Origin of the sequence: uncultured Endozoicomonas sp. (genome assembly GCF_947495845.1) — a bacterium.
In the GTDB taxonomy this organism is placed as follows: Bacteria; Pseudomonadota; Gammaproteobacteria; order Pseudomonadales; family Endozoicomonadaceae; genus Endozoicomonas.
In genome coordinates this window covers 1-1,282 of the sequence record NZ_CANMAO010000082.1, presented here as the reverse complement: position 1 = coordinate 1,282, position 1,282 = coordinate 1, and the positions used below count along the sequence as shown (strand labels likewise).

Annotated in this window: 1 protein-coding gene; it reads left to right on the top strand. The window is 49.1% G+C overall.

Translation table 11 applies throughout. The features are described from left to right. Positions 1-328 precede the first annotated feature (328 nt). Positions 329-1,282, top strand: a 954-nt coding sequence (ltrA, locus tag Q1B11_RS20160; protein ID WP_299735801.1) for a group II intron reverse transcriptase/maturase, incomplete at its 3' end; no start/stop codon positions are given.

Here is a 1,282-nt window from a genome sequence, read left to right as displayed (position 1 = left end):
CGAGGCAGGGTCTGAAGGAAGCCTAACGCAAAACTGCGGGGCGACGAACAGAAACCCAATATGAGGTGTGACGTACTCGAGGCCAGTGGGCACGTGACCATTAAGCCTTCCATCTGCAATCGGGGTACGTTTTATAAATTGGGCGTTTACGCAGTGAAAGTTAAGTGTCTTACCTCGGGAGATCTGCACTGTGTTGAAGGAACAACTGACACCGGAGCAATCGGGTGTGACCGCAGTGCAGAAGTCAGCAGAAGGCATAATAGGTGGTCTCTTGCCACTGAAGGCCTGAACAAATCTCGGAGAGTAATCGTTGGGGAAGTGATTTCGGATGGCATCTGTTAAACAACTGTCGTTGTCTCTGGAAACTCCGGAGGATGAACCGGAATCGGGAGACCCGATTGAACCAAAATCCACCTTTTGTTCATCTTTGATGGCGCGGGTACTGGACAGGAATAATCTGGTGCGTGCGCTGAAACAGGTTCAACGTAATAAGGGGGCTCCGGGCGTTGATGGCATGACCGTCGATGACCTTCCAGCTTTTCTCAAACGACATTGGTCGATGATACGGCAGCAACTTATAGAAGGAGTCTACTCACCCAAACCTGTATTGCGTGTGGAAATCCCTAAACCAGATGGCCGCAAACGTAAACTGGGAATACCTACCGTTTTTGATCGCCTGATACAGCAAGCCATAGCCCAGATTATGCAGGAGGAATGGGACTGTGAATTCCACAACAACAGTTATGGATTCCGGCCTCACCGAAACGCTCATCAGTCTATCGATTATGCACAAGCGGTCATGCGGGATGGATTTAACTGGGTAGTAGACTGTGATCTTGAAGCGTTCTTCGACAACGTTAATCATGACCTGCTGATGACGCGACTCAGGTCACGACACAAGGACGTGATACTGCTTCGATTAATCAATCGTTACCTGAAAGCCGGCGTCTATATAAATGGAATGAAACAAGCCAGTTTGAAGGGTGTACCACAAGGTGGCCCACTATCACCCGTCCTTTCAAATATCGTGCTGAACAATCTGGACCGGGAACTGGAACAGAGGAACCTTCGGTTTGCCCGCTATGCTGATGACTTTGTGGTGTTTGTCAGTAGCAAAACAGCGGGTGAACGCGTGATGAAAAGCCTGCAATGCTTTATCGAAGAATCACTGCGACTCACAGTGAATACTCGGAAGAGTGCTGTAGGCCGCCCTTGGGAGCGTAGCTTTCTTGGGTTTACGTTCAGTCGACGAGAACTTAAAGTAAAAGTCAGTGATAAAGCG